We start from the raw sequence: 23536 nt of genomic DNA, 5'->3' as shown, positions 1-23536 counted from the left end.
GATTCTGGGCACTGGGGTTTCCGATGTATAAAAGATGCAGGATAGACCCCCACCTGCAGCCGGCAGTTCGACTTAAATCCCCGGCATATGGGACCGTTCATCCAGTGAGCATCGTTCGATGAACAGGGACATCGTCATGACCATCACCCCCACGCTGCACACCGAGCGTCTGCTGCTGACGCCACTTCAGCTCGAGGATGCGCCTGCGGTTCAGCAACGCTTCCCGCTATGGGACATCGTGCGCTACCTGAACAACCGCGTCCCCTGGCCTTATCCACAGGACGGTGCGCTGCGCTACATTCAGGACGTCGCACTGCCCGCCATAGCAAACGGCACCGAATGGCACTGGATGATCCGCCTGCAGAGCGCGCCCCACGAGATCATCGGCAGCATCACCCTGATGACCCATCCCGGCAACAACCGCGGCTTCTGGCTGCACCCGGACTGGCAAGGCCACGGCTACATGAAAGAGGCCTGCCGCGCGATCAATCGACAGTGGTTCGACGTGATGGGCATGCCCCTGATGCAAGTGCCCAAAGCCGCCCCCAATGAAGCCTCGCGGCGCATCTCAATCAGCGAAGGCATGCGCAAGGTGAGCACGCAGGAGGGCGAGTTTGTTGGCGGACGGTTCGAGGTGGAAGTCTGGGAGATGACGCGGGAGGAGTGGTTGCGCCTACACGAATACCCCGGTCAAGGCGCGCTTTAGCCAAGGCCGCAATCAGCGTGAAGACTTACCGCTGTATCCGGAGATGGCTATACGCGAAGGCATCGTCAACGCTTTCGCTCATCGAGACTACAGCAGCTTTTCCGGCGGCATCAAAGTAGAGATCAGTCCGGTCCGACTGCAGATCTGGAACTCCGGCAGCCTTCCGGACGGCGTCGATGCGGACAAGCTGCAACAGGGCCATATTTCAGTGCTGCGCAATCCTGATATTGCCCACGCACTTTATTTACAGGGCTATATAGAAAAGCTGGGTCGCGGCAGCGTACTTATTCGTCAGGCCTGCGAAGAGAACGGCCTTGCGCCTCCTGTTTGGTATAGCGAAGGAAACTCTGGAGTCACCCTCACATTCCTTACCCCGGAAGTCGCCCCGGAAGCCACCCCGGAAGTCACCCCGGAAGTCGAAAAGCTGATTGTGCTCGTAAATGGAGACATCAAACGCATTGAGCTTCAGCACCAGTTGAAGCTGGCTGACGCAGAACACTTCCGTAAACATTACCTTTCGCCCGCGCTCGAGCAAGGCGTTCTCGCCATGACGATTCCGGAAAAACCGACCAGCAGCAATCAGCGATATCGTCTGACGAGCCTGGGGAAAATCGTTCGTAAGCGACTCGATGGGCAATCAGCGCCTTGACGATCAGGCCCGCCAACAAAGCTAAAGTGGTCGCGGTTCCTGGATAGGGCACCTGACGTCGAGCCTTTGATACGGGAGCAAACACAATGCAACAGATTCTAGAAAATGATCCCGACATCACCCTGGTAACGGTCCAGCCCGAAGACTTCGAAACATTGGTGGCCATACGTATCGAAGCCATGCGCGAAAGCCTCGAGCGCGTTGGCCGGTTCGATCCGGTGCGCGCCCGAAAGCGTTTTCGTGAAGGGTTTTCTGCGTCATGCACCCATTACATCCAGGTCGCCGGCAGCAAGGTCGGCTTCATGGTCGTCAAACCGAGCAGCGACGGCCTGCTGCTGGATCACCTGTATATCAAGCCGGCTGTTCAAGGGCAGGGCATTGGTGCTGCCGTGCTTCGGCAAGTCTTCGCACAAGCGGACGCAACCGCATCCACAGTACGGGTGGGCGCCCTGAAAGAAAGCGACTCCAACCGCTTCTACGTTCGTCACGGGTTTCAGCTCGTTGAGAGCGGCGATTTCGACAACTACTACCTTCGCCCGCAACGTTTTGAGGGTGCCCCGATGGCGTCTATCAACGTTCGTATCGAGGACGATCTCAAAGCGCGTGCTTACCTCGAGCTGGAAAGGCTTGGCGCCACCTCCTCGGAATTACTGCGCCAAACCCTTCAATACGTAGCTGAGCACGGCCAGCTACCCTTCATGATGACCGAGGAAGACGAAGCGCTACTGGCAACTGTCCGCGAGCGCCTGGCATCTCCGCAGCGGGTAAAGGTTTCACTGGATGACCTATAACCTCGAATTCGATGCGCGAGTTCTAAAGGTTTGGCACAAATCAGGAGATACCGTGCGTCAGCAGATGCCACCGCATCCACGTTATACATCTGCCCCCTGAAAGAAAGCGACTCCAACCGCTTCTACATCCGCCACGCGTTTCAGCTCGTTGAGAGCGGCGAGTTCGATAACTACTACCTCCGCCCGCCACGTCTGCCGATGTGCTGACGGGTTGGGATCAACCCGCCGAGGCAGCTTTCTCCGCCGCACGTGCAGCGAGCATGGCCGCCTCCGATTCCTGGGTGTGCAGCTCACCTTTGTACGCCAGTTGATTGAAGAACATGCCATCCGACTGCTCCTTGGACGGCGTTGAAGTCTTGGGAATAAACAGCGCGCCCAGGTCCAGAGAATTGGCGAAGTTCTCCTTGTTCAGGTTGTAGCGACCCAGATAACTGCCGCTCCAGGGCGAATCGGCGTCGACCAGATCAATGGCCGTTTCCCGATAGGTAGCCGCTGCGGTTTTCAGCCCGCTGGACGCATTCAACAATGTATTGAGTTGCTTGGTATCCGCCTCGCTCAACTCACCGGAACTGTTGATCGCCTTCAGATTACCGTCCGCCTCGATCGTGAAGCCGAACTTCTTGCTGGCCAGATCCGGATACACCGACGCCAGCGTCGACGTGAACGCTTCATACGACGTCTTCAGCGCCTCCGTCGAGTTACCGTGCTGCGCCGCCATCTTTGGGAAATCAGGCGACTGCGAGCGGCCTATCCAGGTATCCACCGCTTCCATCGGTTCAGTGGTCGCAGGTACTTCGGTACTCGGGTGATAGACGACAGCGGGTGTACTGGCAGCAGCGTTCTTAAACGCTTCTTTCTGCGCATCGGTGAGCGGCTGCGGGGTGAGCGTGATGCCGGAATTGGGCAGGGTGATGGTGGGAGACGTGTTGTTGCCGGGGGTTAGTGAGATAACCATTTCATCGATCCATGATTGCGGGGTTGTATGGAGGGTATCGACGAAGGAGGGGGGAGCTTGAGGGGAGGTCGGGGGACGGAAAATATCCCGACGTACTTGCAGGGCGCGCATTGCCACACGCCCTGCAAATATTTGTTAACGGAATTGATGCTTTTTCAAGACTCTGCGTAGCTCAATACGGTGTCCTTGAGGGCATCGGCAAAACCGTAAATATCATCCAGGGAAGCGATCGGGTGGCGGGTCTCGCCCTTGTCCTTTTCAAAAATGCCGATGTATTTCTGAGCGCGATTGAAATGCAGGCGGGTGATGGGTTTACGGTTGTTGTCATCCAGAAGAATGCCGAAATAGCTTTGTGTATCACGATGAGCAATACGTTTCGCTTCAACCACAGTGCGGATGATCGACTTGACGATATGGAAGCCTTCCATTTCCTCCACAGTCGTCACGATCCGGTCGTCTATCGGCTCTTCCTTTTCAGGCTGAGTGTTATTTTCGATGATGGTTTCGGCCACCGTGGGCGCCTGAACTCCGCTCATTGCCAGCTTCAACCGGTCGTTGACCTGATCGTTCAGAAATTGCGAGGTGGCCTTTTTGGTCAGAATCGTGAACTGCTCACGTACCTTCTGAGTAATAGCGCCCTCATAAATGCGTGACGCGAAGTACCGGACAAAATCGTCGTCTGGCTGACTGAACTGTGCCGCAATCACACGCTTGATCTGACCGACGTACTTCAACTCGCCAGCGGCATTTAGAATTGACTCAACGTCGAAGGACGACTTGGTCAGCTTCTGCAATTCCGGAATGGCATGGTCATCAATCGCCAGCAGGTCCAGTTCAAGAAATGGTTTTTCATCCATCTTATTAGGCGCGTCCAGGTCTGTAAAAAACTTGTAGACCCGGCCATTGGTGAGAATCGAAATCCTTGCAGTGGTCACATGGAAGTAACGGAACAGCTGGCTGGCATGATTGATGTTCAGCGGCTCGCCGATTTTCTTGGTCTCGATGAGAATCTGAATATTGCCCTCTTTAACGATGGCATAGTCGATCTTCTCGCCTTTCTTGGTGCCCACATCGCACGTGTACTCCGGCACAACCTCAGAAGGATCGAATACATCGTAGCCCAGCACGGTATGGATAAACGGCATGACCAGAGCCGTTTTGGTAGCCTCTTCGGTTCGGATAGACGCGGCTTGCTGGCGGACTTTTGCTGAAAGGGAATTGAGTGCTTCAAGAAAATCCATTTTTATTGCTCCGTGCCGGGCTCATGAGCCCTCAGTCCTATCGATAATCGATAGAGGCGCAACGCTACTACGATGGGCTGGGGAATAGCTATAGGATTTTGAGGCGTGAGCGGAGATATCTGAGGAAATCGGAAACGTCTTACGCGTTGCGGGGCATAGCGGGGGGAGCGGTCTGTTTTGGTTCGTGCGTAATGAAGATCTACATGTGCGTTGCTAAATCTGATGCGAAAAAAGAGCTTGTAGGCTGAAAGCACTTATTTTGTATGGTGCGGCACCAAGAGTCGAACTTGGGACCTACCGATTACAAGGAAGATGCTTTATATATATATGTATCAGTGCGTTACAGATTTTCTTGTTACGTGGCAATGTCCTAAAAGCCACGGCCTACGTGAGGTCTATGGCTGTTTTACGTGGTTCAGTAGGGGCGGCGTAGCTCGATTTATTCTGAGGCAGCTCTCGGCCCAGAGTGTGTAAAAACGTTTTGCCAAAATTGAAGTGCGCGCCTCCACGTTAAATCTGAAATTTATCGCCAAGTGAGCAGATGCAGATTTTGCGTAGGGACGCGATTTTGAGATCGTTTTTAAATGCCTATCTCGCTGAAAATCGTTTTTACACACTCTAGGCCAGAAGCGGTCGTTTATCCAAATAAATCTGCTTCCGTTTCCTTAACCGCATGTTACCGCCCATGCTAATGGTTCTTCGTTCGCACCTTGGCCGTGGTCTAGGCTATTTAGGGCGATCATGGAATGCAGCAAAAACATCCGCCATAAAATCCATGAAAACGATCGCTCGCTGGGGCAGCAGCCGATTCGCTAAGTATACGAATTGGATCGGGACGGGTGGCGCCACGTATTCGTTAAGCAGCAATTGAAGATTGCCACTTCTGAGCCCTTCCTCATAAAGCCATTGAGGCCCCTGCGCGATTCCCAATCCTGCATTGACGTACTCACGTATCGCCTCAGGCGAGTTGACACGCAGTCGTCCGGAGACCGGGACATCAGTATTCTTAAACCGCCAGTTGGTTCCAGTGGATAGGAGGGTATAAATGAGGCAGTCGTGTTCCTTCAGGTCATCAGGCGAAGAGGGAGAGCCACGTTTCTCTAGGTACGCACGGCTGGCAACGCACACACGTTCGAACGATGCTAGTGGCCGGGCTCGCATTGCACTGTCCTCCAGGTGCCCAATACGAATCGCGAGTTCTACCCCCTCGTCGATTAAATTGACGTAGCGATCATTGATTTGAAGATCGAGCGACAGTTCGGGATAACGCGCTAGAAAGCTCGCGACGTGCGGTACGATGAAGGTGTGAGCCAATGCGGTCGGGCAAGCGACTCGCAGTAACCCAGACGGCGCTACGTTCCCTCTCAGTGAGGACTCTGACTGTTCCACTGAGTCCAGAATACGCAGCGCATCCGCGTAGTACCGTTCACCCTCGGGCGTGAGCATCAGCTTTCGTGTGGATCGGTGAAGCAGCCTGGTTTGCAAATGGTCTTCAAGAGCAGCGACGTAACGACTGACGTTCGGTTGCCCTAGTCCTAGATCACGTCCCGCAGCAGAGAAACTACCTGTCTCGACAGCGCGTACAAAACAGCTCATCAGTAACAACCGGTCCATCACGCCTCTTTTCATGCAGATTTTGCATGAGATCTATTCTATTTGCCCATCTTATCAGTGCGTTGGCATGAATACATAGTTGCTCTCAGAAGGTCAGCCGTCCGGCTGGCCGAACCAATAGAGAGGAAATTACATGTCCCGTTTACAAGGCAAGCGTACTCTCATCACTGGCGGTACAAGCGGCATCGGTCTGGAGACCGCCAAGCAATTTCTCGCCGAAGGCGCACGCGTGATCGTCACAGGTGTTAATCCTGAGTCCATGGCAAATGCTCAAGCTATTTTAGGGAGCGATGTCTTGGTGCTGCGAGCCGACTCAGCGAGTGTCGCAGCCCAGAAGGAGCTGGCGCAGGCTGTTCAGTCTCATTACGGGCAGCTCGACATTGCCTTTCTCAATGCTGGCGTATCCGTCTGGAAGCCGATCGAAGAATGGAACGAGGAGATGTTTGACCGCTCCTTTGACATCAATGTCAAAGGCCCTTACTTCCTCCTGCAAGCACTGCTGCCGGTCTTCTCAAACCCTGCATCGGTGGTTCTTAACACCTCGATCAGTGCGCACCTGGGCGCCCCGCGCTCATCCATTTATGCCGCAACAAAGGCGGCCTTTCTAAGCATGTCGAAAACGCTCTCTAGCGAGCTTCTTCCGCGTGGTGTACGAGTAAATGCGGTCAGCCCTGGGCCCATCGACACGCCGCTGTACGACAAGGCGGGTATTCCCGATGCATACCGCGAGCAGGTCAACAAAGATATTGCTGCGACTATCCCATTTGGCCGTTTTGGCACGCCTGAGGAAGTAGCTAAGGCGGTGGTGTACCTCGCGTCGGACGAGTCTCGTTGGACGTTGGGAACAGAAATTATCGTCGATGGTGGTCGCTCGCTTTAACGAGATAGGCACGCCTTCGAGTCTGTACATCCCGCTTCCTGCCCGGAAGCGGGAGTTGTCGAAATGACAGTGGTTATTCAAATCTCGCAATCACCGCTCACGCTCGTTAGCCACGAGCTTTGTCCGTTTGTTCAGTGAATGGCATTTTTACTTCACGAAAAGCAGGTTCCATTTCAGCGCATTGATGTTGATCTGAAGGTCAGGCCCGACTGGGCTCTAAACCATGCGTGAAGGATTGTAGAGCGACGCGATGCTAGCCGCTTTGGCAAGTGGCGCGGTGCGCTTCAGTTGTGAGGTGGTGCGCACCTGGATCAGCGTTACAGTCGCGGGTCGCTTTGCCGAAAGTCTTGAAGCGGAAAGCGCTGCAGGTCGAAGTCTGATGACTCTTGCTACGTCTGGGAGGCATTGATCAGCGGCACGCTGAGGTCGTAGACGTCCATCATGGCCCCGTCCCGATGACCGCTCGCCTCCTGCTTGTCTGCCCTGTTGCCGGCCGTGTCTGTGATGCCTCTACGCTTTAGATCATGCAGGCCAAACCGCTGCTCGGCCGTAATGGTGCCGTCCTCTATGGCCGAAGTTATGAACCGTTGCCATGCTGTGTCGAGGCTAGATTTGCGCAACGGGCCTCCGTGGCTGGCCACAATGATGTAGCGTCGATCGGGTCGGATCGGAACGACCGTTGATTTGCTGCCTCATACCTTCGCTCGATAAGCCTTTGCACCTTCCCAAGCGGCTCGCAAACGCGGCGTCCAGCGTACGATGTTGTCTCGGCTACCAAGGCAGCCAGAGCGCGATGATCGCGGCCTTACCAGGCCTGCGACCAGGCGTATCAATCAACCAGGGCGAGCGGATCACGAACGTGACCCTGCCGGCACACAGATGGCTATCAAATGGACGACGCAATCAAGTGCAGCTTAGAGCGGCAATTCCCTGAACTCACTGGTGGCTATCACTTGCCGCGCTTCGCCAAGGTCGTAGCCGTGGCGGATGCGCCGGCCAGCGCCGGGCTGTGTGATGACTTCCGACCGCGCTTCTCGGTCGACCTGCAGGTAATGGGGCCAGACGGCGAGATCGACACGACGTTGCCGGTACTGGCCGGTGTGCCGCTGCCTATGCCAGTGGGTGGGGATGAAATGGGGTTCTTCGCCTTTCCGGAGGAGGGCACCAGCGTAGTGGTGTGCTTCGCCTACGGCCTGCCGCATAAGCCTTACATTCAGACGATCCTGCCGCATGGCCTGACATTGCCGAAGGTCCCCAAGGGTGACTAGGTGTGGCAGCACAGTGACGCTGTGCAGCAGCGCGTCGACGCGGATGGCAACTGGTTGCGCAAGACTGACGGCAAGATTCAGGACCTGGCGATCGAGCGCGAAGTCGACGCCATGACGAACACCGAAAGCTTCCAGAGCCACACCAGGACAGTGGACGACCATTCGACTGAGTCAGTGGGTGGCGTGAAGAAGATCGAGGCTCTGGGCGCGCTCAAACTGTTGTCAGGCGGATCCGCGAGCCTGGCGGCAGTGGACGACTTGCACCAGGCGACCGGGCGCGATCTGAACCTGGTGGTCGGCCAAAAACACAACGCCACGGTGGGTGGCGACATGCACGAACGCATTCAGGGATTGCGAGAGAGCATCACCAGCGAGAGTCAGCGTCTGCAGGCTCCGAAAAACTGGATCGGATCCGGGGCCGTGAACATCTTTCAGGTGGTGTGTGACCTGCTCGATCTGGTTCAGGATATGAATATCCAACTCGCCGCGCATCAGCACGGGCCCACCCCGGTGCCTGGTAATGCAGTTGCGTTCACGGCAGACGCTGCCAAGGCAGCGTTACTGTCCGCCAAACTCAAGTCAGTGACGCTTTGATGTCTAAATTCGGCGCTAGCAATATTTTGGGAAATTATCTTATAAGCTTGGAACCAAACCGCTCCCTATGACCACTCAAGTGGCGTCATAAATGCTGTACTTGAAGAGGGTATACGAATGGGAAATATATGTGTCGGCGGATCCAGGATGGCCCATCAGGTGAACTCCCCAGACCGAGTTAGTAATAACTCGGGTGACGAAGATAACGTAACTTCCAATCAGCTTCTGAGCGTCAGACGTCAACTTGCGGAGTCTGCTGGTCTACCAAGAGATCAGCATGAATTTATTAGTAGTCAAGCACCTGAAAGCCTGAGAAGCAGCTACAACAATCTTTACTCACATACGCAAAGAACACTGGATTTTGCGGACATGCAGCATAGGTTCATGACGGGAGCGTCAGGAATCAATCCGGGAATGCTGCCACGTGAGAATGTGGACGATATGCGTAGCGCTATATCTGATTGGAGTGACATGCGCGAAGCTCTGCAGCACGCAATGGGTATCCATGCTGACATCCCACCGTCTCCAGAGCGATTTGTTACGACTATAAACCCGAGCGGATCAATTCGAATGGCAACACTTGCTCCTAGCCCGCACCGTAACTGGTAATGATGTCAGGCCGTGTGTGGCGTCATGATGTCTACGCACACGGCCTGCATCTGTGATTCCATCAGTTGTGTTCGCCTGATCTAAAACTCTAGGCATTTACAGATGAGTGCAGAGGTTCTTCAGTGCGTCACAGCGGGCGATTGACTAAATTAAAGAGCAGTTAATTATAAAATGTGTTTGTAGAGGAACTGGATTGTAGCAGCGCATAACAGTGCTACGATTAAAAAGTGTCAACCCTTTAAGGGGGAGGTGTATTCATTTGTTAATGCAATCTTTCCTTGTGAACCAAAATACTCCGCGTCGCAGCATGCTTTGGTCTCCTCAATAACACAAGCCTGCGCGTAGGCACAGTCATCGACTATTCAATACCACTGAGCACAAAGCCGTTGTGGGCCATTGTGGCCAACGTGACGTCCATCAGCTCCGGAAGCCGCTGTTCCTCTTTTGGCATGCCTGCCTGAATATTCGCAGTGAGTCGATCGGACTATCGCGTTCCCTTTTATCGCTTCGTAACGCTCCCATCTCTCGGCTACAACGCTACACCCTTGCGCCTCATTGGAATGACCAAGACTTGCATCAGGCGGCACTTCACGATGCAGGGAAGTGCAGTTGCTCCTCAATTGCATATGCGAGCGCTCCGCCAGCGAGTTCCAGCATGTCGCTGTACTCTTTCTGCATTCACAATTTGCAAGGCATGCAGACCGCAAGCACGTTGTAGCAACAGTCTGTGATGGACTTCGGGACAAGCGAGCAGCGCGGTGCTGTCCCCAAGCTACGCGACCCATGCATCAACCTCTGGTTTTTTTTCTGTGATAACCACTGCCATGACCATCTGCCCTCCGAATATTTAGCTGTATGTGTATGCAGTACATTCGGGTGCTTTGGCTTTGCCAAACTTTCCGATGGAAGGACTGAGTCTCAGCTGATCCGGGCTTGTGGGGAGAATTAGCCTGGGAATAAAAAAACTCAAGGAAAAGCACTTATCCCCCTCCCGCCGACGGGCTTCGCGTCCGTTTTTTTTGCAAATCTCGATGCAGTGCAATAGCCCTTCAAGCCCAAGCGGGCCGTGGGCCTCTGCGGTTGATCAGCCATTTCACAGAGTGCAAAGTTTTGCAGAGGAATGCAGTGGGATTGCACTGTGGACCTTGGAAAGGCATTCAGGAGCTCCGTGAAGAAGCCCCCGGTTTCTCTGGGTGAAAAACTAAAAAAGACCCTGAGACCAGGGTTTTCGAAATCAGGATCGATCAAATCGCACGCCGATTTCGGTCATAGCCTCGTTCGCAGTGGATGGGCTGAAAGCCCTGAGCGACAAGGCTCGTAGGTCAGTTTGGAGGTTTCACTGCGTTACACAGTTACTCACGGGCTTGAAAAACCATACACCTGACTGTTTTCTTCAATAAAACACTGGCCACGTTCTTGTTGGCCTCGACGAATTTCGGCTTAACGGACTCGGTTAGAAATCTGCGGAGAGATGAGTCGATCTGTAGCCCGCAACCATGCTTGTCCAGACGTGATTGCAGATCTTTGAAGTTGATCGCGAGCAACGACTCGGGTGCCGCCGAGTGGTTGTACTGTTCGCCTTTGCCATCCAGTAGGTCGAGTGCTGACCAGAAGGGAATCAATGCGTCCTCAGCTGATTGTTCGGGCAAGCCAATGGTATCGAGGGCAGGTATCGGCATGCAGAGCAGCGCAGAAAAATGGGCGAGCTGGTCATAGATCGCCGAACGAAGCGCCATGCTCCTGGTTCGATTCAACTCCCTCAGGAGGAAAACTCGATGGCGGGACAACGCGATCTGGTCAGTGACGCATAAATCCTCGGACATGTTGATCTCCTATGCCCCGACCGGATCGATGGCGCTGAAACGTGACCGGAACGTGGGATTTCGTTCTAAAAATAGGGGTGGGGTAAAAAAAATAGCGATATTAGCTAGATGTGAGGAAAAAAGGGCTGGAGGCCCCGGTTTTGCTGGGTCCTTCATATAGCAGGGGATAGCGATATGGTAGCTATATGAATAGCGATATTTTACCAATCCCCCGGATTCATTGGGTTTTAAGGAAGGTAAATATTACTGTTCATAAAGGTAATATTATCGCCTTCATATCGCTTCAATATCGCTATTTCCCGAAAACGCTGAGAGCCTTGATTTACAAGGGCTGTAGCCGTTTTCAGCAACGCATATTACTAATATCGCTCTTTTTTTCTGCCCCAGCAAATTTTGAGACGCTGCCCTTGGGTGGGCTGCTTGGGGAGGTGCGGACGTGTGTTGGCGTGTGCGCTTTTGCCGACGCGAGTAATCACGTCTAAGGCCTGGTCAGGCGCAGTGAAAGGATGGCTTGTTACGTGGCTTGTTACGTGTACCGCAAAAAACAAGGGCCTGCATCGCTGCAAGCCCTTGATTTATATGGTGCCGGCACCAGGAGTCGAACCCGGGACCTACTGATTACAAGTCAGTTGCTCTACCAACTGAGCTATACCGGCGTAATGGGCTGCGAGTATATAGAGTCTGATGCGCTTGTAAAGCCTAGCTGTCTGATTCAGTTGAAAAAAATCGACCGTTGGCGCTTCGGGTCGGATGTGGGCGGGTGGTGGTGCAGGACGTTTCTGTTGGTTTGGACGGATTGGTCTGTGTGGTAGGGCGGATGGCGTTGAATTCGGGGGTTGATTTTGCCTTTGGCGCTCATAGCTTGTGCCTGACAGAACGCTGGATTTTTAACCTCGTCGCGCAAACCAGTGCGTCCAGCGTTGATGGCGATTTGGCGTGTGAACAGGCACCCATCCGCCCCCGCCATTTTTGGGCAGTTGCGGGGCAGGAGGGCTTTGCATAGGCTTGTTCTCAACGGCCCAGGCTACTGAGTCAGCAGCACGGGTCGTTAGCTTTTCAGCCATGCAGATAAAGGACTATCTGATGAGTGATGCGATGGATCGTAACCGGGTTTGGGGTGTTGTATGCCGCAGGCTGGTCATTCGCTGAAGAGTTGTTGAAGGATATTTGCAGATGCGCCTGGCCTGTCGGCTTTGCGCAGGGTGGGGCTGAGGATGGCTGTCTGAATCGCATGAATGTGCGTCTGGATGCCGACGAAGGCTTCATCGATGTATCAAGAAATGCCCGGATCCTCTGGATTCGGGCATTTTCTTGTGCGCTGGTTGCTGTTGCGTCGGATTTGCACTGGAGCTACCGGCTTTTTGGCCGATACAACTGTATCGAAAATGGCAGTCAGCCATGGACAGCAAGTGCAATGCAGAGAACGCCTACGCATTACGAGCTGCTGAGTGTTGCTCGCGATGCCTCTCCTGAGCAGATCAAGAAGGCTTATCGCAAGCTGGCGCAGAAGCTGCACCCGGACAGGAATCCAGATCCTTACGCCTCGGACATGATGGGCGTCGTCAACGCGTCTCACGATGTGCTGGCTGACCCTTCGCGGCGTGCGGCTTATGATGCGCAGCTCGCTGCCAATGAGCACAAGGCGCGTATCGATGCTGCGCGCCGCAAGCAGGCGCATGCAACGCGCGGGCAGGCGGTTCATGTGTATGATGCCACGTCAGCAGCCGCGACCTCAGCGCCGTCTCAGGCGGCTCGTTCGGGACCGGCGCCCAAGTCCTCTTCCTACGCTTCTGCATCCCCTTCCCGTGACAGGCGTCGTCGCAGTGCGTGGCGTTGGGCGCTGTTGTTTGTGGTGTTCTGCGCGGGTGGGGCATGGATGGGCTACGAACCGGGTGCAGGCAAGTCGTTTGTGCCGTCGGAGCCTGCGCCGGTTGCGCAGACGTGGGTCAAGCCCGCGCCTGCCATGCCTGTCACGCCGGTCGAGGAACCTGTAGCGAGCCCGGCCAAATCGGTGGATGCGGCGGCGTCCGAGTGTGGCGTGCCGGCGCTTGACCCGATGGGCGCGCCTTGGCCGGACAAGGCGGGCTATGTGAAGGACATGCCGGTGCTCAAGGACAACGGTTGGTCGCAGATCACTGTGGATAACTCGGCGGGCGAGTCGGCGGTGTATGCCAAGGTTACGGATGCGGTGGGGCGCCGGGCGTTTCGGCATGCGTTTGTGCCGGCCGGGGCGGTGTTTGTGTTCGCCAAGATGGACCCGGGGCTGTACCTGCTCAAGTACAAGATGATGAGTACGGGCTGTGCCTTTGCGTCGGGGCGGATTTTGCTGGAGGAGACGCCGATGGGCAGTCAGATCAAGTCCAGTGCCTACAAGCTGACGTTGCGCAAGCTGCAGAACCGCAGTGTGCCGTTTGCGCGGTTGAAGGATGATCAGTTTTAGTAGTGGGTCATGACAGGAATGCGGCGCTGCGTATTCAGTCTTCGCGAACAAGTTCGCTCCTACGGCCTTCGGCCAGAATCAAAGCGTCGTACTGTGAACTCACCTTTTGCAACGCTTTCAGGCGCGTTTTTGCAGGCACCGTCTCTTTCTTTTGAAGGACATTTCCGAGAGAATCCCCGACCGCTTGCGCCCCTCTATCTGGGCTTCTACTCTCCGCCCGTCGCTGCCTATCAGCGATCGGGTTTAGTAGCCCGTAGTGAGTTAAGGCGTAACACAGCCGCGTTTCATTAGGCTTCGTCCTGATGCTATGGCGACTGTGCGCTTGGCACCTTCGGGTGCGCCGGTTCTTAGCTCACCGGTCTACTAACTCGCGTACAGTTGCCGCCTTTTCGTTTAGTAGCGAAATGGCAGCGACTTCAATAGAAGGAGCTAAAGCATGGTCAAAGTAACCCCCGATCCGCCCAACAAACCGTCCAGCGCCGCACCGGTCTTCGACAAGGCTGTGGTCAAGCGCGCCATGGAGTGTTACCTGCCAATCTCCCGACCGGCCAAGGAACCCCACGACAGCAAGTTCGACTTCATCAGCCTGGAAGCCACCTTGGTGCACGCGCTGGATTTCCTGCGCTGCGCATCGGCCACCGCTCACGAACTCGGCGATGAACTGACCGGTTCGCAGCGCGATCTGGCGTTCGCTTCCATGCACATGCTGGAAATGGCCAAGGTCATGGTCGAGCGCTCGCTGGAGTGTGTCGAAGAGGTCTGAAATCTTGCGCCCGACAGCTCGTGCACAGGCGTCTGCGTGTGCACGATTGAGCCGCGCAAAACGCTTGCGCCAGAGCCTTTACCAAATCTTTATGCACAATTTGCCGATAAAGATTTGCGCAGCCGGGTAATTATGTGCAGTCGGGTGCATTGAGCCGCAAGGCATTGTTTTTGCGGGTTACGGGAAGGATGGCGGAAAAAAATAAGGGGCTTCAGTAACTGGCGCGCCAAGCTTTAACGCACTCATCCACATTTCCATCAACAGACTTATCCACAGGTTGCTCAACCGATTTCAGTCACGATTTTCGGGCCAGAATCAGCAGGTTGCGCGGTGTAATCCGGCTGTCACAGAAAGTGCCAACGCTCACGCTGTAACCCTGCTCGCGCACGTACATCGCCCTGTCCAGCACCAGCCACATCTCCAGCGGACGCCGAAACAGATCGCGGACCAGTTCCAGGTTGCGCACTTCGGCCAGTCTTTTCCAGCCAGCGGCTTCCAGCGCAGCCCAGTCCTGCTGGCCCGGTGCAGGCAGATGCTTGAGTTTTGCCAGATGGTTGCAGTAGTCCGCGTAGGACGCATCCAGCCAGGACGTCGGCAGCGAGGGTGTGGGCAAGTAGTCATCAATGCCGCGCAGGCGGCGCTGCAGCAGGTCGAAGCCCAGGCGGCGGGCCATCGAGGTGTCGCGTTGACGACGTACGCGCGCGCCGGCCGTCACGGTTTCACTGAGCGGCAGGCCGAGCTCGTCTCGCGACAGCTTCAGGCCGGACGCCTTGCCCTCGCTGGACAGCGCTTGATAAAGGTCGTGCCGGGTACGGTTGTAGCAGCACGGCGCAATCGCCATACGCCGACAGCCCGTCTGGCTGGCCAGCTCCATCAACTGAATGTGCAGGTCGCCGCAGGCATGCAGCGCAACAGGCGTGTGTTCGGGTTGCAGGTAGCGCCACGTGTCGTCGGCCATGACATCCTGCTGCACATGTCTGGCGTCGATGCCTTGCCGCGTGCTCAGGGCCAGGCCTGCTTCGATCAGCGCCGGATCCTTCTCCAGGCAGGTCAGGCGCTGGCCGGGCCCGGTCAGGCGGCGCCCCAGGTGGCCTTTGCCAGCGCACCAGTCCAGCCAGTGAGTCGCGCTGTCACGCATGTCCAGATGGCTGGCGAAGGCTTCGATCTGCTGCCACTTGCGCCCCGGCACATCGACGCTCATGCGCGCCTCGACTGGCTGCAGGGCGTGCACGGGCAGTTCGGCGACGTGGCTCAGCGCGACCGCTTCGGCGGCCAGTTGCTTGAACGGGAAGGGCGCGTCGAGGTGTTCCGGGTGATTGTGCGCGGCCTCGGCCTGTTCCAGCGTGCGTTGCCGCAGCCAGAGCGCGAGGTCCGGGTATCTGTCTTCCCAAGGCAGGGAGAGGTGCGTGAACGGCTTGGGCCGCCACAAGGCCTGATGCGCGAACAGGAAGCTGTCCAGCGCACCGAAGTGGCTGCCGAGGTGTTCATCCTGCAAGCGAGGTTCAGAGGGCATGGTGGCGGACTCGTATGGCAAGGTGCTGACTGGATCGACGCCAGCACCTTTCATATCAGCGCCCTTGGCTTGCGTCTACACGCAATAGTTTTTCCAGCAGCCGGAAGCCCTGCACCAGCACGAAGGTCATGACCAGGTAGAACATGCCGGCGGCGAAGAAGATTTCCACTGGCAGGTAGGTGCGGGCGATGATCGTGCGCGCCATGCCGGTCAGTTCCAGCAGGGTGACGGTGCTGGCCAGCGCACTGGCCTTGAGCATCAGGATCACTTCATTGCTGTAGGCCGGCAGGCCGATGCGTGCCGCGCGTGGCAGGACGATATAGAACAGCGCCTTCCATTTCGACATGCCCAGCGCCCGTGCCGCTTCGACTTCACCTGGCGGCACAGCCTGCATGGCGCCACGCAGGATCTCGGCGATGTAGGCGGCGGTGTGCAGGGTCATGGTCACCACGGCACACCAGAACGGGTCGCGCAGGTACGGCCACAGCGCACTCTGGCGCACCGACTCGAACTGCGCCAGCCCGTAATAGACGAGGAACAGTTGCACCAGCAGTGGTGTGCCGCGGAAGAAAAAGATGTAGGCGTAGGGCAGGGCGCGCACCGGCCAGTGGCGCGATGCGCGGGCGATGCCCATCGGGATGGCAAGGATCAGCCCGGCGATGACGGCAATCGCCACCAGTTCCAGGGTCAGGGTTGCGCCCTGTGCCAGGCGTGGCAGCCACTTGATGATGACTTCCCAGTTCATGACGCGCTCCTCAGAAAGCCGCGACTGGCGCGCTTTTCAAGGAAGTACATGCCGGCCATGGCCAGCACGGTCAGGCCCAGGTACATGAAGGCCGCGACCATGTAGAAGGTGAACGCTTGCTTGGTGAAGCCCACGGCGATCTGCGCGTGGCGCATGATTTCTTCCAGGCCGATCACCGAGACCAGCGCGGTGTCTTTCATCAGAATCATGAACAGGTTGCCCAGGCCGGGCAGGGCGATGCGCCACATCTGCGGCAGGACCAGTTTGAAAAGGATGCGCGAGCGTGACATGCCCAGCGCGAGCCCGGCTTCGCGGTGGCCTTTGGGGATGGCCAGAATCGCGCCGCGAAACACTTCGGTCGCGTAGGCACCGAAGCAAATGCCCAGGGCGATGACCCCGGCAGCAAAGGCGCTGAGGGCCAGGTCGGGAATGTCGAACAGTTTGCCCAGGGCGCGCATACCGTTGACGGTGCCGAAGTAAATCAGCAACACCCAAAGCAGTTCGGGAATGCCGCGTACCAGGGTCGAGTAGGTACTGCCCAGCCATTGCAGCGGCTTGTAGGGCGAGGTCTTGGCCAAGGCGCCGAGCAGTCCGAGCACCAGCCCCAGGCACAGGGCCGAGAGAGCAAGCTGGACCGTCATCAGCGCGCCAGCCGCAAGGGCCGGGCCGAATCCGTGGAGATCAATGTTCATGGGCAGGCTTTGTCAGGGCCGGTCGCCGCGCTTCGAAAGCAAGCGGCGGCGACGCGGTCAGGTGAATCAGAGGATGCTGAAAGGGAAATACTTGTCGTTGATCTTCTTGTAGGTGCCGTCAGCGATGATTTCTTTCAGGGCCGCGTTCAGGCGCTCGCGCAGGGCGTCGTCACCCTTGCGCACGGCGATGCCGATCTTGTCGTCTTCCACGACAGGCTCGCCCTTGAACTCGAAGTTCTGACCCGCTTCGCTTTTCAGCCACTCGAAGCTGACGTATTTGTCGGCCAGCATGGCGTCGACGCGACCGGAGGACAGGTCGAGGAAGGCGTTTTCCTGAGTGTCATAGAGTTTGGCGTCCATGATCCCGAGCTTGTCTTCCAGCCAGGTGGCGGCCAGTGTCGAGCGCTGTGCACCCACTGACTTGCCGACAAGGCTCTCTTTGGCTTTTTCCACGCTCGATACGTCGATCGAGGAGGTTTTCGGCGCGATGAATTGCAGCTTGTTCGAGTAATACGGGTTGGTGAAATCGACCACCTGCTTGCGCTCTTCGGTGATCGACAGCGACGAGATCAGGAAGTCGAACTTGTTGGCCATCAACGCCGGGATGATGCCGTCCCAGTCTGACGTCACCGCTTCGCACTCGACTTTCATCTTGGCGCACAGGGCCTGGCCGATTTCATAGTCAAAGCCCACCACCTGGCCACTCGCGTCCTTGTTGTTGAACGGCGGGTAGGCCCCTTCGATGCCCATTTTCATGGTTTCAGCAAAGGCACTGCCGCTGAAGGCAAGGGTGGCCGCTGCGATCAGCAAGATCTTTTTGTACGATTGCATGGGTGTTGCTCCGTTAGCGGTGACTCGACATGAATTGTTTGCACCTTGCCGACAGCGGGTTTTCGAATACTTGCTGCGGTGTGCCCTGTTCTTCGACCATTCCCTGATGCAAAAACACCACTTCACTTGATACCTGACGTGCAAAATTCATTTCGTGGGTCACCAGCAGCATGGTCCGGCCTTCTTCGGCCAGTGCGCGGATGACGCCGAGTACTTCCTGAACCATCTCCGGGTCGAGGGCCGAGGTCGGCTCGTCGAACAGGATAACCCGTGGTTGCATGGCCAGCGTACGCGCAATGGCGGCGCGTTGCTGCTGCCCGCCGGAAAGTTGCGCGGGGTAGGCATGGCGCTTGTCGGCGATACCTACCTTGGCCAGCAGCTCTTCAGCCACCGCAATGGCCTCGGCCTTGCTCTGACCGAGGACGCGACGCGGGGCTTCGATGATGTTATCGAGCACGCTCATGTGCGGCCACAGGTTGAAATTCTGGAACACAAAGCCGATCTGGCTGCGCAGACGATTGATCTGCCGGTTATCGGCGGCAATCAGGTCGCCATTGCGCGCTGCCTTGAGCTTCAATTCTTCGCCGGCCACCAGAATCTGGCCCTGATGCGGGTTTTCCAGCAGGTTGATGCAGCGCAGCAACGTGGACTTGCCGGAGCCGGACGAGCCGAGGATCGATATGACGTCGCCGTCGCGAGCCGTCAGCGAGATGCCTTTGAGCACCTCGAGCTGATCGTAGCGCTTGTGCAGGTTGCGGATTTCCAGGGCGGGCGTGGCCTCGGCCATTTGGGGTCCTCGTTGAAGTGTGCGCGCTGGCTGCCAGCGAACGCCAAGCTAGCACAGCGTTTAAAGGACAACCATCGACGTATTGTGTCCAGCGTGGAGGCGCTCGACGGGTTGTCTCATATGGGCAGCGGACGGTCGCAAGAAGGCAAGCACGATGCCCTGTAAAACAGGGGCGTGCGCGAAAAAGGCGCGATGTTGCCAGCTTTGGCCGGGCGTTGGAAGTAGCATTTGCTGAGCGGCGGTCTGATTTCTGCACCATGTTTGCGCTTTGAGGAAGGTTTGGGGCATTTTTGGTGCGTGCATGTAGACGAATCTGAGGCGTTTGGTAACAAATCCTACAGACGGCGCAGAAAAGCCATCGTGCTGCAGGCTTCACGCGTCAAGCCACAGGCCTCGTATTCTCTAAGCGACGTCGTTTTCGAAATATTTTGGCGCAATTCTTGCGTCAAATATAAAGAACGGCACCGTAGGTTTCTTTTTACGTAACGCTCCGGTGTGCCTCGCTCGTCTTGCACAGGTGGTTTTATGAGCAGTACCGCTAACTCTTCCGAGCTCGAACAAGGGCTGAAACCTCGACACATTACGATGCTGTCGATTGCTGGCGTGATTGGCGCCGGGTTGTTCGTCGGCTCCGGCCACGCGATTGCCGAAGCCGGGCCTGCCGTGCTGCTGGCGTATGCCGCGGCGGGTACGCTGGTGGTACTGGTGATGCGCATGCTGGCCGAAATGGCCGTTGCCTCGCCGGATACCGGTTCGTTTTCAACCTATGCCGACCGCGCTATCGGCCACTGGGCCGGTTTCACCATCGGCTGGTTGTACTGGTGGTTCTGGGTGCTGGTGATTCCACTGGAAGCCAACGCCGCTGCAACCATTCTGCATGCCTGGTTCCCCAATATCGCGATCTGGGTGTTCACGCTGGTCATCACACTGGTGCTGACGGCAACCAACCTGTTCAGTGTGAAGAACTACGGTGAATTCGAGTTCTGGTTCGCGCTGATCAAGGTCGTGGCGATCATCGCGTTCGTGGTGCTGGGTGTTGCCGCGATCTTCGGTCTGCTGCCCACCAGCAACGTCAGCGGTGTCAGCCACCTGTTCGATACCGGCGGCTTCCTGCCAAACGGTATGGGCGCGGTACTGGCGGCGATGCTGACCACCATGTTCTCGTTCATGGGCACCGAGATTGTGACCATCGCCGCGGCCGAGTCCAAGAACCCTGGCAAGCAGATCACCAAGGCCACCAATTCGGTGATCTGGCGGATCTTCCTGTTCTATCTGGTTTCGATCTTCATCGTGGTGTCGCTGGTGCCGTGGAACGACCCGCGCCTGGCCGAGGTGGGTTCGTATCAAACCGTGCTCGATGCAATGGGCATTCCGAACGCCAAGCTGATCGTCGACCTGGTGGTCCTGGTCGCCGTGACCAGCTGCCTGAACTCGGCCCTGTACACCGCTTCGCGCATGCTGTTCTCGCTGGGCAAGCGCGGCGATGCACCGGCCGTGTCCAAGCGCACCAGCAAGGGCGGTACGCCTCACTGGGCGGTGATCATGTCGACTGCGGCGGCTTTCCTGACCGTGTTCGCCAACTACATCGCGCCGGCGGCCGTGTTTGATTTCCTGCTCGCCAGCTCCGGTGCCATCGCACTGCTGGTGTACCTGGTGATCGCGGTGTCGCAGCTGCGTATGCGCCAGAAGCGCATCGCTGCGGGCGAGGCCATCGACTTCAAGATGTGGCTGTTCCCATGGCTGACCTGGGCAGTGATCGCGTTCATCGTCGCGGTGCTGACCATCATGCTGCTGCAGGAAGAGCATCGCCTCGAAATCATCGCCACCGGCGTGCTCAGCCTGTTGGTGATCGGCGCTGGCATGATCGTATCGCGTCGCCGCAAGGACGGTCGCGTCGGCGCTGCTGCGCTGGGTTGATCGCGCCCTTGGGCTCATGACCCTCGTGCCAATGCCGCGCATTGGCACGAGCTTCCATCAGCGTGCGGCCCTGGTCTCCCTCTTCATCAGCAGGCCGGACGCCAGGGTGTAATCCTTCTGGAAGGCAGGGCTTTCGATCCACTCGATCGCGCTGTCTTCGTCTTCATCGTGGTACATCGCGCGGTACACGATAAGCAGGCCCATCATGAAGTCCGTGGCCGGGTCTTCGTCCTCTTCGGAAATCACCAGTGCCAGCACCGGGTACTGCAGGAAGACGACGCACAGCGCGAGCTGGCTGATGGCCTCGGCTTGCTTCATGGCCGTGAACAGGTCGTCGTAGTCGGCCGGGTCAAAACCGTTCTCGACAATGTCGCTGAAGTCGAAGGTATTGAGGTCGAGTTCAACGTCGTCGAACGGCTGGTTGACCAGCGCCGAGGCGAATACTGGATGAACCAGGCTGGTTGCAGCCTTGCCCGAGCGGTTCTGCTTGGCCTTGATCTTTGCGCGCTTGGCACGTTTTTGCTGCTTGTCTGGCGAGGCCATGAGCGGTCCTTTGGCTGGCGTGGGGTGCAATGGGCGCTATTGAAGCGCAGACGCGCCTGATAACCAAGGTTTGTGCAGTAATCAGCGGTCAATAAAAAACCCGCAGCGCGCGGGTTCTTGATTGGCGCGGCGCTACCGAAGCGTCAACGCTTGCCCGGTTTTGCAAACGCTTCAGCTTCGTCCATGCGCGTGGCGAACATGTTGACGGCCTCGACTGCATCGCTTGCGCCATCGCGGATCTGCACGATCACCTGGCCGGCCTGATCGGCCAGTGTCACACCACGAATGGCACCTTCCTGCGTGGCATCCATGCTGGCCACGGCTTCGCGTGTTTCGGCGAGGATCTTGCCAATCATTTCGGCAATCTCGGTGGTCGAGCCGCTGGTACGTCCCGCCAGTTGCCTGACTTCGTCGGCCACCACGGCAAACCCACGGCCCTGATCCCCCGCGCGTGCCGCCTCGATGGCCGCGTTGAGCGCCAGCAGGTTGGTCTGATCGGCGATGCCGCGAATGGTGTTGACGATGGCGGTGATCTGCTCGGAGCGATCGCCCAGCTGACTCACCAGTTTCGCCGATGCACCGATGTTTTCGGAGATCTGACGCATTTCCCGCGCGGTTTCCTGAATGACCAGGGTTCCCTGCTCGGCCACTTTCTCGGTTTCTGCCGAGATGTGATAAGCGCGCGACGCACCGTGCGCGTCCGCTTCCTGTTTTTCGACGCGCTGGGTAATGTCGCTGGCGAACTTGACGATTTTGTAGAGTTTGCCGTCGACATCGAAAACCGGGTTATACGTCGCTTCCAGCCAGACAACCCGACCCTGTTTGCCGATACGTTTGAACTGGTCGCCGATGAACTCGCCGTGGTTCAGCTTGCGCCAGAACTCGGTGTATTCCGGACTGTTGACCAGTGTCGGCTCGCAGAACGAGCGATGGTGTTTACCCTTGATCTCGGCCAGCGCATAGCCCATGACGTTCAGGAAGTTGTTGTTGGCGGTTATCACATTGCCGTTGGGTTCGAATTCGCAGATAGCCATCGCCCGGTCGACAGCGGCGAGCTTGCTGCTGGTTTCGTTCTCCAGCATCACGCGTGTGGTGACGTCCAGGGCGTACTTGACCACCTTGACGACGTTGCCCTGCGCATCCCTCACCGGGTTGTAGCTGGCTTCGAGCCAGACGCTGTGGCCATTCTTGCCGACGCGTTTGAAGGTGCCCGAGATAAATTTCCCGGCCTTCAAGGATGCCCAGAGATCCGCATACTCGCGGCTGCGGAGCATTTCCGGCTCGCAGAAGTCACGATGTGTCTTGGTCGCCAGCTCTTCAGCCCGATAGCCCATCGCCGCGAGGAAGTTATCGTTGGCCCGGAGGATCTTGCCGTCGAGACCCAGCTCGACCACCGCCATCGATTTCTCCAGCGCGCTTGTCAGTCCTTTGAGTCCATCTACCTCGGCCTTCATGGCCGTCAGCTCAGCTTTGTTCTTATTTCCGAACATAACGTGCCCCTAGGTGTGTTTGCGGACTTACTGTGATGAGGCTATCGACACCAGAACCTGTGGCGTTAATGCATGAGTGCAATAATCCTATAAATAAATCAAGTGATTTTTTGGCGTCAGATATTGTGCGATTTTTTTAACGAGAACGGCGCGTCGGGAATGACGATCGAATCTGTTCGAAAAGTGCTTTGCCCGTCAAATTCCGGGCAAAGAAAAGCCCGCGATGGGGGAGCGGGCTTAAGGATTCACACTTGGGAGCAGCTCTACAATGACGCGGCCGCTGTGAAAACTTTGTGAAGAGTTTTCACTGTTTTACTTTTTTTCAGGCTGAATGGTGTTGGTCACTTCGGAGGTCGGCACAAAGGTCTTCGACTCTTCGGCAGCCGCTTCCTTGGACTCGGCTTTGTCCTTGGCCGCTTCGGTGTTCTCTTTGGCCGCTTCGTTCACTTTGTCCTGAGCAGACTCCATCTTCTCCTGGGATTTCTCCTGATGCGCCTGAGCGTCCTGTGCCTTCTGTTCGGATTTGCTGTCGCAGGCAGCCAGACCGAGAGTGGCGGCGAGGATGAGGGCGGAGGCAGTTAACTTGAGCACGGAATTTTCCTTGTGGAAGCAAATGTATGGCTTCGAGGGCGGGCAGGGAAAATTAGTTCAATGGGATGGAGGTGGCAGGGCTCTGGATGGCTGG

19 protein-coding genes, 1 tRNA gene and 6 pseudogenes are annotated in these 23536 nt (G+C 56.9%); 12 read left to right on the top strand and 14 right to left on the bottom strand.

Going from position 1 to position 23536, the window contains the following annotated elements:
• Window positions 1-136 precede the first annotated feature (136 nt).
• From KUIN1_RS26220 to KUIN1_RS28215, 5 genes and pseudogenes are all read left to right on the top strand, one after another.
• Window positions 137-706 carry a GNAT family N-acetyltransferase gene (locus tag KUIN1_RS26220; protein WP_162886000.1) on the top strand — a complete coding sequence of 190 codons (570 nt, stop codon included), beginning with the start codon at window positions 137-139 and terminating at the stop codon, window positions 704-706.
• Window positions 681-1355 (top strand): annotated as a pseudogene (locus tag KUIN1_RS26215) (Fic family protein); the annotation flags it as partial. The gene KUIN1_RS26220 and the pseudogene KUIN1_RS26215, both read left to right, overlap by 26 nt.
• Before the next feature lie 86 nt (window positions 1356-1441).
• Window positions 1442-1900 (top strand): annotated as a pseudogene (locus KUIN1_RS28420) (GNAT family N-acetyltransferase); the annotation flags it as partial.
• 15 nt (window positions 1901-1915) lie between these two features.
• Window positions 1916-2146, top strand: a complete 231-nt coding sequence (locus KUIN1_RS26205; RefSeq protein WP_004407018.1) for a type II toxin-antitoxin system RelB/DinJ family antitoxin — start codon at window positions 1916-1918, stop codon at window positions 2144-2146.
• 51 nt (window positions 2147-2197) lie between these two features.
• Window positions 2198-2353 (top strand): annotated as a pseudogene (locus KUIN1_RS28215) (GNAT family N-acetyltransferase); the annotation flags it as partial.
• Window positions 2354-2363: 10 nt separating this feature from the next.
• On the opposite strand, the gene KUIN1_RS26190 reads toward KUIN1_RS28215, so the two are convergent.
• From KUIN1_RS26190 to KUIN1_RS26180, 3 genes are all read right to left on the bottom strand, one after another.
• On the bottom strand, window positions 2364-3101 hold the full coding sequence (locus KUIN1_RS26190; RefSeq protein ID WP_103713678.1) for a hypothetical protein: 738 nt from the start codon (window positions 3099-3101) through the stop codon (window positions 2364-2366).
• Between the two features lie 155 nt (window positions 3102-3256).
• Window positions 3257-4342, bottom strand: a complete 1086-nt coding sequence (locus KUIN1_RS26185; protein ID WP_003342475.1) for a type I restriction endonuclease — start codon at window positions 4340-4342, stop codon at window positions 3257-3259.
• A gap of 726 nt (window positions 4343-5068) precedes the next feature.
• Window positions 5069-5956 (bottom strand): LysR family transcriptional regulator, encoded by an 888-nt coding sequence (locus tag KUIN1_RS26180; RefSeq protein ID WP_024652767.1) that lies wholly within the window; start codon window positions 5954-5956, stop codon window positions 5069-5071.
• A gap of 133 nt (window positions 5957-6089) precedes the next feature.
• Here KUIN1_RS26180 and KUIN1_RS26175 point away from each other — a divergent pair, with 133 nt between their 5' ends.
• Window positions 6090-6836: an SDR family oxidoreductase gene (locus tag KUIN1_RS26175; RefSeq protein ID WP_024652768.1), complete on the top strand. Its 747-nt coding sequence runs from the start codon at window positions 6090-6092 to the stop codon at window positions 6834-6836.
• Between the two features lie 389 nt (window positions 6837-7225).
• Here the strand turns inward: KUIN1_RS26175 and KUIN1_RS28210 are convergent.
• A pseudogene (locus KUIN1_RS28210) lies at window positions 7226-7612 on the bottom strand (site-specific integrase); the annotation flags it as partial.
• Here KUIN1_RS28210 and KUIN1_RS28865 point away from each other — a divergent pair.
• The 3 genes and pseudogenes from KUIN1_RS28865 to avrPto1 form a co-directional block, all read left to right on the top strand.
• Window positions 7549-7754, top strand: a pseudogene (locus KUIN1_RS28865) (hypothetical protein); the annotation flags it as partial. The pseudogenes KUIN1_RS28210 and KUIN1_RS28865 overlap by 64 nt on opposite strands.
• A pseudogene (locus KUIN1_RS26160) lies at window positions 7727-8698 on the top strand (hypothetical protein). The pseudogenes KUIN1_RS28865 and KUIN1_RS26160, both read left to right, overlap by 28 nt.
• A 117-nt stretch (window positions 8699-8815) precedes the next feature.
• Window positions 8816-9307 (top strand): type III secretion system effector AvrPto1, encoded by a 492-nt coding sequence (gene avrPto1 / locus KUIN1_RS26155; protein WP_011269306.1) that lies wholly within the window; start codon window positions 8816-8818, stop codon window positions 9305-9307.
• Between the two features lie 1352 nt (window positions 9308-10659).
• Here avrPto1 and KUIN1_RS26135 read toward each other — a convergent pair.
• Both KUIN1_RS26135 and KUIN1_RS26130 read right to left on the bottom strand, forming a co-directional pair.
• Window positions 10660-11130 carry a hypothetical protein gene (locus tag KUIN1_RS26135; protein ID WP_011269305.1) on the bottom strand — a complete coding sequence of 157 codons (471 nt, stop codon included), beginning with the start codon at window positions 11128-11130 and terminating at the stop codon, window positions 10660-10662.
• A 580-nt stretch (window positions 11131-11710) separates the two neighbouring features.
• Window positions 11711-11786, bottom strand: a tRNA-Thr gene (locus tag KUIN1_RS26130).
• Between the two features lie 758 nt (window positions 11787-12544).
• Here KUIN1_RS26130 and KUIN1_RS26120 point away from each other — a divergent pair.
• Window positions 12545-13570 (top strand): J domain-containing protein, encoded by a 1026-nt coding sequence (locus KUIN1_RS26120; RefSeq protein WP_103754838.1) that lies wholly within the window; start codon window positions 12545-12547, stop codon window positions 13568-13570.
• A gap of 436 nt (window positions 13571-14006) precedes the next feature.
• Entirely contained in the window at window positions 14007-14333 is a 327-nt protein-coding gene (locus KUIN1_RS26115; RefSeq protein ID WP_003434742.1) for a DUF6124 family protein, read from the top strand.
• Between the two features lie 295 nt (window positions 14334-14628).
• On the opposite strand, the gene KUIN1_RS26110 is transcribed toward KUIN1_RS26115, so the two are convergent.
• The 5 genes from KUIN1_RS26110 to KUIN1_RS26090 form a co-directional block, all read right to left on the bottom strand.
• On the bottom strand, window positions 14629-15900 hold the full coding sequence (locus KUIN1_RS26110; RefSeq protein ID WP_103754837.1) for a methyltransferase: 1272 nt from the start codon (window positions 15898-15900) through the stop codon (window positions 14629-14631).
• A 1-nt stretch (window position 15901) separates the two neighbouring features.
• Window positions 15902-16591 carry an ABC transporter permease gene (locus KUIN1_RS26105; RefSeq protein WP_003318320.1) on the bottom strand — a complete coding sequence of 230 codons (690 nt, stop codon included), beginning with the start codon at window positions 16589-16591 and terminating at the stop codon, window positions 15902-15904.
• Window positions 16588-17283, bottom strand: coding sequence for an ABC transporter permease (locus KUIN1_RS26100; protein WP_003342249.1), 696 nt, complete (start codon window positions 17281-17283; stop codon window positions 16588-16590). Before KUIN1_RS26100 ends, KUIN1_RS26105 begins: the two co-directional genes overlap by 4 nt.
• 66 nt (window positions 17284-17349) lie before the next feature.
• Window positions 17350-18114: an ABC transporter substrate-binding protein gene (locus tag KUIN1_RS26095; RefSeq protein WP_024652769.1), complete on the bottom strand. Its 765-nt coding sequence runs from the start codon at window positions 18112-18114 to the stop codon at window positions 17350-17352.
• Window positions 18115-18127: 13 nt separating this feature from the next.
• Window positions 18128-18901, bottom strand: a complete 774-nt coding sequence (locus KUIN1_RS26090; protein WP_004407276.1) for an ABC transporter ATP-binding protein — start codon at window positions 18899-18901, stop codon at window positions 18128-18130.
• A 525-nt stretch (window positions 18902-19426) separates the two neighbouring features.
• On the opposite strand from KUIN1_RS26090, the gene gabP reads away from it, so the two are divergent.
• The gene (gene gabP / locus KUIN1_RS26075; RefSeq protein WP_004407279.1) at window positions 19427-20818 is read left to right on the top strand and encodes a GABA permease; all 1392 of its coding nucleotides are present in this window, start codon (window positions 19427-19429) and stop codon (window positions 20816-20818) included.
• A gap of 57 nt (window positions 20819-20875) precedes the next feature.
• Here gabP and KUIN1_RS26070 read toward each other — a convergent pair whose 3' ends face one another.
• From KUIN1_RS26070 to KUIN1_RS26060, 3 genes are all read right to left on the bottom strand, one after another.
• Complete coding sequence (locus KUIN1_RS26070) at window positions 20876-21361, bottom strand: hypothetical protein (RefSeq protein ID WP_004407280.1); 486 nt, start codon at window positions 21359-21361, stop codon at window positions 20876-20878.
• A gap of 143 nt (window positions 21362-21504) precedes the next feature.
• Window positions 21505-22851 carry a methyl-accepting chemotaxis protein gene (locus tag KUIN1_RS26065; RefSeq protein ID WP_103754836.1) on the bottom strand — a complete coding sequence of 449 codons (1347 nt, stop codon included), beginning with the start codon at window positions 22849-22851 and terminating at the stop codon, window positions 21505-21507.
• A gap of 312 nt (window positions 22852-23163) precedes the next feature.
• Window positions 23164-23442 (bottom strand): lipoprotein, encoded by a 279-nt coding sequence (locus KUIN1_RS26060; protein WP_003318312.1) that lies wholly within the window; start codon window positions 23440-23442, stop codon window positions 23164-23166.
• Window positions 23443-23536: the final 94 nt, after the last annotated feature.

This window comes from Pseudomonas sp. KUIN-1, from assembly GCF_009176725.1.
In the GTDB taxonomy this organism is placed as follows: Bacteria; Pseudomonadota; Gammaproteobacteria; order Pseudomonadales; family Pseudomonadaceae; genus Aquipseudomonas; species Aquipseudomonas fragariae.
Note: the sequence above shows the minus strand (reverse complement) of the source record. Positions and strands in the feature narration are given on the sequence as shown.

What these genes read in the sequence shown, in the direction of transcription:
- KUIN1_RS26190 (WP_103713678.1), bottom strand. Translation starts at nt 3,101, where the DNA reads ATGGTTATCTCACTAACCCCCGGCAACAACACGTCTCCCACCATCACC.
- KUIN1_RS26180 (WP_024652767.1), bottom strand. Translation starts at nt 5,956, where the DNA reads ATGGACCGGTTGTTACTGATGAGCTGTTTTGTACGCGCTGTCGAGACA.
- avrPto1 (WP_011269306.1), top strand. Translation starts at nt 8,816, where the DNA reads ATGGGAAATATATGTGTCGGCGGATCCAGGATGGCCCATCAGGTGAAC.
- KUIN1_RS26090 (WP_004407276.1), bottom strand. Translation starts at nt 18,901, where the DNA reads ATGGCCGAGGCCACGCCCGCCCTGGAAATCCGCAACCTGCACAAGCGC.
- KUIN1_RS26105 (WP_003318320.1), bottom strand. Translation starts at nt 16,591, where the DNA reads ATGAACTGGGAAGTCATCATCAAGTGGCTGCCACGCCTGGCACAGGGC.
- KUIN1_RS26205 (WP_004407018.1), top strand. Translation starts at nt 1,916, where the DNA reads ATGGCGTCTATCAACGTTCGTATCGAGGACGATCTCAAAGCGCGTGCT.
- KUIN1_RS26095 (WP_024652769.1), bottom strand. Translation starts at nt 18,114, where the DNA reads ATGCAATCGTACAAAAAGATCTTGCTGATCGCAGCGGCCACCCTTGCC.
- KUIN1_RS26065 (WP_103754836.1), bottom strand. Translation starts at nt 22,851, where the DNA reads ATGTTCGGAAATAAGAACAAAGCTGAGCTGACGGCCATGAAGGCCGAG.
- KUIN1_RS26120 (WP_103754838.1), top strand. Translation starts at nt 12,545, where the DNA reads ATGCAGAGAACGCCTACGCATTACGAGCTGCTGAGTGTTGCTCGCGAT.
- KUIN1_RS26220 (WP_162886000.1), top strand. Translation starts at nt 137, where the DNA reads ATGACCATCACCCCCACGCTGCACACCGAGCGTCTGCTGCTGACGCCA.
- KUIN1_RS26175 (WP_024652768.1), top strand. Translation starts at nt 6,090, where the DNA reads ATGTCCCGTTTACAAGGCAAGCGTACTCTCATCACTGGCGGTACAAGC.
- KUIN1_RS26115 (WP_003434742.1), top strand. Translation starts at nt 14,007, where the DNA reads ATGGTCAAAGTAACCCCCGATCCGCCCAACAAACCGTCCAGCGCCGCA.
- KUIN1_RS26100 (WP_003342249.1), bottom strand. Translation starts at nt 17,283, where the DNA reads ATGAACATTGATCTCCACGGATTCGGCCCGGCCCTTGCGGCTGGCGCG.
- KUIN1_RS26185 (WP_003342475.1), bottom strand. Translation starts at nt 4,342, where the DNA reads ATGGATTTTCTTGAAGCACTCAATTCCCTTTCAGCAAAAGTCCGCCAG.
- KUIN1_RS26110 (WP_103754837.1), bottom strand. Translation starts at nt 15,900, where the DNA reads ATGAAAGGTGCTGGCGTCGATCCAGTCAGCACCTTGCCATACGAGTCC.
- gabP (WP_004407279.1), top strand. Translation starts at nt 19,427, where the DNA reads ATGAGCAGTACCGCTAACTCTTCCGAGCTCGAACAAGGGCTGAAACCT.
- KUIN1_RS26070 (WP_004407280.1), bottom strand. Translation starts at nt 21,361, where the DNA reads ATGGCCTCGCCAGACAAGCAGCAAAAACGTGCCAAGCGCGCAAAGATC.
- KUIN1_RS26135 (WP_011269305.1), bottom strand. Translation starts at nt 11,130, where the DNA reads ATGTCCGAGGATTTATGCGTCACTGACCAGATCGCGTTGTCCCGCCAT.